Origin of the sequence: Promicromonospora kroppenstedtii DSM 19349 (assembly GCF_000515355.1) — a bacterium.
GTDB classification, from domain to species: domain Bacteria; phylum Actinomycetota; class Actinomycetes; order Actinomycetales; family Cellulomonadaceae; genus Promicromonospora; species Promicromonospora kroppenstedtii.
The window spans coordinates 15,316-20,432 of the sequence record NZ_KI911641.1 but is presented as its reverse complement, the minus strand read 5'-3'; the positions used below and the strand labels follow the sequence as shown (position 1 = coordinate 20,432).

Below are 5,117 nucleotides of genomic sequence, written 5' to 3'. Positions count from 1 at the left end.
GCCGGAGGGGGCCGGTCGCGTCGCACCCTGGTGCCGGTGCGTGTCGTCCTGCGGTACCGGGGCGCTGGCGGCGGGCACGTGGTCGGCAGAACGTCGGGCAGTCGGCAGGATGTCAGGTGGTCGGCATTCCGAGCTGCCGACCACCTGACATCCTGCCGACCACCCTGATCGGCCTCCCCCAGCCCCAGCCTCAGCCCCAGGCCGTCAGGCGAAGCGGGCGGTGCGCTCCGTCACCCGGCCGGCGCCGCGGCCGGCGTCGGCGGCCGGGTCCCAGGCGTAGACCTCGGTGCCCGTGATGAAGACGCGCTCGGCGCGCTGGTCGGTGTCGAACGGGTCGCCGGACCAGAGCACGACGTCGCCGTCGAGCCCCTCGGCGATCGCGCCCACGCGCTCGCCCAGCCCGAGGAACGACGCCGGGTTGGCGGTGATGGCGGCCAGCGCCGTCTCGCGGGGCAGGCCGTCGCGCGCTGCGAACGACGCCTGGTGCACCAGGAAGTTGATCGGGATGACGGGGTGGTCGGTCGTGATCGCGACCCGCACGCCCGCCGCCGCCATCGCGGCGATGTTGCGGTTCGCGCGCTGCCGCACCTCGACCTTGGACCGCGAGACGAACATCGGGCCGTAGATGACGGGGATGTCCTTCTCGGCGAGGACGTCGGCGATCAGGTGGCCCTCGGTGCCGTGGTTGATGACGAGCCGGTAGCCGAACTCCTCCGACAGGCGGATCGCCGTGGCGATGTCGTCGGCGCGGTGCGTGTGCTGGTCCCACGCGAGCTCGCCGGCCAGCACGCGGGCCAGGGTCTCCTTGCCGAGGTCCCGCTCGAACGGCTTGCCCTCCTGCGCGGCGGCGTCCCGCTTCGCGGCGTAGTTCTGGGCGTCGACGAAGGCCTTGCGGATCACGTTCGCGACACCCAGGCGGGTCGACGGGAGCTGCTTCTTGTCCCCGTACACGCGCTTCGGGTTCTCGCCGAGGGCACTCTTGACCGACACGGAGTCGCTGATGACCTGCTCGTCGATCGTGCGGCCGCCCCAGGTCTTGATCGCGACGGTCTGGCCGCCGATGGGGTTGCCCGAGCCCGGCTTGATGACCGCCGTCGTCACGCCGCCGGCGAGAGCGTCCCGGAAGCCCTCCTCGTCGATCTGGACCGCGTCGATCGCCCGCAGCGCCGACCCGTTCGGGTCCGTCATCTCGTTGGTGTCGTTGCCGGCCCAGCCCTCGCCCTCCTCGTGGATGCCGATGTGGCCGTGTGCCTCGACGAAGCCGGGCAGGAGCCACTTGCCCTGCGCGTCGATCGTCGGGATGCCCTCGGGCACGGCGACGTCCTGGCCGACGGCGGTGATGACGCCGTCCTCGATCAGGACCGTGCCGTTCTCGACGGGCTCGGCGGCCACGGGGACCACGTAGGCGTTGGTGATGGCGATGCTGGAGCGCGTTGTCATGGGTACATCATTACCCAAGGTAACGAGAGCGCGGAGTCAGCCCGACGTCGCCGGGTTGGTCGCCCTTCCGTCTAGCCACAGTGTGTCCGACGCGTCCGCGTGCGTGCCCGAGGTGCCCACATGCTTCGCGCTGATCTGCGGACCCTTGGTGATCACGTGGACCATCGCCATCCCGTGGCCCCGGCCCAGGCCGTAGTCCTCCTTGAGCCACTCCAGGATCGGGCCGGCCTTGGTGGACGCGTCGAACCCGTGCTCCTGCGCCAGCGCGATCAGCTCGCGCGGGGTGTGCCCGGTCTTGTCCTCGACGGCATCGAGGTAGGCCTGAAATGACATGGATCATCCCTCTCACCTGTGGCGGCACCCGTTCGGTGCCTCGTTCCAGCAGGACTGACGGCGCCACCCGGCAGGACTCATCGGTCCCCGCCGCGCGTGCATCCATAGACTCGACGTCGTGGACTTCTACAACGCGTACGCCCACGGGTTCGCCCGGGTCGCCGCCTGCACCATCCCCGTCGCCGTCGCCGACCCCGCGGCCAACGCCGCCGTCGTGCTCGACCAGGCGCGGCAGCTCCACGACGACGGCGTGGCCGTCGCCGTGTTCCCCGAGCTGTGCCTGAGCGGCTACGCGATCGACGACCTGCTCATGCAGGACACCCTCCTGGAAGGCGTCCTCGACGCCCTCGCCGCCATCAAGGAGGCCAGCGTCGAGCTCATGACGGTGCTCGTGGTCGGGGCGCCGCTGCTGGTCGGCAGCCGCCTGCTGAACACCGCTGTCGTCGTGCACCGCGGGCGGATCCTCGGCGTCGCGCCCAAGTCCTACCTGCCGAACTACCGCGAGTTCTACGAGAAGCGGCAGTTCGCCCCCGGCGACGAGCACCGCGGTCACCTGACCCTGCTCGGCGAGGAGGTCCCGCTCGGCGCCGACCTCATCTTCCGGGCCGACGACGTGCCGGGGCTCGCCGTCCACGTCGAGGTCTGCGAGGACATGTGGGTGCCGGTGCCGCCGAGCGCGCTGGCGGCGCTCGCGGGCGCGAACGTGCTGCTCAACCTGTCCGCGAGCCCGATCACCGTGGCCCGCGCCGAGGACCGCCGCCTGATCGTGCGCAGCGCGAGCTACCGCTGCAACGCCGCCTACGTCTACACGGCGGCGGGGCAGGGCGAGTCCAGCACCGACCTGTCCTGGGACGGCCAGACCATGGTCTACGAGGCGGGCGACCTGCTCGGCGAGACCGAGCGGTTCCCGGACGGCCCGCGCGCCACCGTGGTCGACGTCGACCTGGACCGCCTGCGGCAGGAGCGCCTGCGCCAGGGCACGTTCGACGACAACCGACGCGGGCTGGGGCTGGAGCCGCGCGACGAGTTCCGCGAGGTCACCTTCAGCGTGCACCCGCCGCAGGGCGACCTCGGCCTGCGCCGCAAGGTGGACCGCTTCCCCTTCGTGCCGGACGACGCCGAGCGTCTCGCGCTGGACTGCTACGAGGCCTACAACATCCAGGTCACCGGCCTGGAGCAGCGCCTGCGCGCGATCGGGCAGCCCAAGGTCGTGATCGGCGTCAGCGGCGGCCTGGACTCGACGCACGCGCTGATCGTCGCGGCCAAGGCGATGGACCGGCTGGGCCGCCCCCGTACCGACGTCCACGCGTTCACCATGCCGGGCTTCGCGACGACGTCCGAGACCAAGGACCGTGCGATCCGGCTCTCCGAGGCCCTGGGCGTGACGTTCCAGGAGATCGACATCCGGCCCGCCGCGGAGCAGATGCTGCGCGACCTGGACCACCCGTACGCCGAGGGCGCCAAGCAGTACGACGTCACCTTCGAGAACGTGCAGGCCGGTCTGCGCTACGACTACCTGTTCCGGCTCGCGAACCACCGCGGCGGCATCGTGCTCGGCACGGGCGACCTCTCCGAGCTGGCGCTCGGCTGGTGCACCTACGGCGTGGGCGACCAGATGTCGCACTACGGGGTGAACGCGGGCGTGCCCAAGACGCTGATCCAGCACCTGATCCGGTGGACCATCGACAGCGGGCAGTTCTCGGCGGACGCCGGCAGCCCCGTCAACACGGTCCTCTCGGAGATCCTCGACCAGGAGATCACGCCTGAGCTGATCCCCACGGAGGAGGGCGAGACCCCGCAGTCCACCGAGGCGATGGTGGGTCCGTACGCCCTGCAGGACTTCACGCTGTTCCACGTGCTCCGGCGCGGCTACCGCCCGTCCAAGATCGCGTTCCTGGCCTGGCACGCGTGGCACGAGGCGGACGCCGGCGACTGGCCGCCCGGGTTCCCCGACCAGCGGCGCACCGCGTACGACCTGGCGACCGTGCGGCGCTGGCTCGAGGTGTTCGTGCGCCGGTTCTTCGCCTCGCAGTTCAAGCGGTCCGCGCTGCCCAACGGCCCGAAGGTCTCGCCCGGCGGCACCATGTCGCCGCGCGGCGACTGGCGCATGCCCTCGGACGCGTCGGCGGCGGCGTGGCTCGCGGAGCTGGGGAAGAACGTCCCGGAGGCGTGACCGACGTCCCTGGTGAGGCCGGTCACGAGCCCCGTTCCGCGAGTTCTACGAGGAGTAGGGTTCCGACATGCCTGCTGTCCCCGTTGCCCTGGCCCGGCCCGGTAGCCGCCGCCTCGTCCGCCTGATCACCGCGTTCGCGGCGGTCCTGACCTTTGCCGCGCTGCTGCTGGTGGCCGGCCCGGCGAGTGCCCACGACCAGCTCCTGTCGTCGGACCCGAAGGACGGCGCGACGCTCGACGAGCAGCCCACCAGCATCGGGCTCACGTTCAGCGCCGCACCGCTCGACACCGGCATCGAGGTGGCGCTCGTCGGTCCCGACGGCACCACCGCCAAGGGCTACGACATCCAGGTCGACGACAAGGTCGTGACCGCCCAGCTCCCCGAGGACCTCCCCGCGGGCAAGTACGACGTCGCCTGGCACGTGGTCTCGTCCGACGGTCACCCGATCGACGGCGAGTTCACCTACGTCGTCGAGGGCGAGCTGGAGCCGACCGAGGAGCCCACCACGGGGGCGAGCGACGAGCCGGAGACGTCCACGCAGGAGGCCGCGCCCGTCGAGGAGCCGGCGGACGAGGCGAGCACGCCCACCGAGCTCGCGGGCGCCGGGGACGGCTCGAGCCCCAGCGGGCTCGCGGTGGCCGGCGGGATCGTCGCGGCCGTGCTGGTCGTCCTCGGCGTGGTGGTCATGATGCGGCGCAAGATCCTCGAGAACGACCGGCTGCGCCAGGCGAACGAGCGCGGCTCCGAGGACCCGGACGCCGGTGAGCGGCCCAACGAGAACCCCGACACCAAGGGCTGAGCCAACCTGTCGGGCCCTCAGGTCACCCGGGTGACCTGTACGTCTGACACGGGGCCGGGGCGGGCCGCCCGCACCGCGAGGATCACCGTCACCACGGCGGGCGCCAGCAGGACGGCGCCCGCCGTGTTGACCGCCTCGAACCCGCCCCACGCGAGCAGCGGGCCCGCCAGTGCGGCCGACGCGGCGCCGAAGTAGTTCATCAGCGCGTCCGTGGCGCCCTGCAGCGGCAGCTTCACCTGCGGCTCCGCCACGGACGCCAGCACCGCCGACGACGCGATCACGCACGCCGACCAGCCGAGGCCGAGCAGCACGAGCGCGACGGCCGTGAGCACCTCCGCGTCGAGGGCCGGGCCGGCGGCGCCGCCGTGCCCG

At 72.1% G+C, this 5,117-nt stretch carries 4 protein-coding genes and 1 pseudogene; 2 read left to right on the top strand and 3 right to left on the bottom strand.

Annotation, left to right across the window (positions count from 1 at the left end; translation table 11 throughout):
* Window positions 1-204: 204 nt before the first annotated feature.
* Both PROKR_RS07825 and PROKR_RS07820 read right to left on the bottom strand, forming a co-directional pair.
* Complete coding sequence (locus PROKR_RS07825) at window positions 205-1,440, bottom strand: amidohydrolase (protein WP_036961616.1); 1,236 nt, start codon at window positions 1,438-1,440, stop codon at window positions 205-207.
* A gap of 36 nt (window positions 1,441-1,476) precedes the next feature.
* Complete coding sequence (locus PROKR_RS07820) at window positions 1,477-1,773, bottom strand: DUF4287 domain-containing protein (RefSeq protein ID WP_036961614.1); 297 nt, start codon at window positions 1,771-1,773, stop codon at window positions 1,477-1,479.
* Window positions 1,774-1,891: 118 nt separating this feature from the next.
* On the opposite strand from PROKR_RS07820, the gene PROKR_RS07815 reads away from it, so the two are divergent.
* A complete protein-coding gene (locus tag PROKR_RS07815; protein WP_036961612.1) occupies window positions 1,892-3,946 on the top strand; it encodes an NAD(+) synthase in 2,055 nt (684 codons plus the stop codon).
* Window positions 3,947-4,013: 67 nt separating this feature from the next.
* Window positions 4,014-4,745 (top strand): copper resistance CopC family protein, encoded by a 732-nt coding sequence (locus PROKR_RS07810; protein WP_051432773.1) that lies wholly within the window; start codon window positions 4,014-4,016, stop codon window positions 4,743-4,745.
* 17 nt (window positions 4,746-4,762) lie between these two features.
* Here PROKR_RS07810 and PROKR_RS07805 read toward each other — a convergent pair.
* Window positions 4,763-5,117 (bottom strand): annotated as a pseudogene (locus PROKR_RS07805) (MFS transporter); the annotation flags it as partial.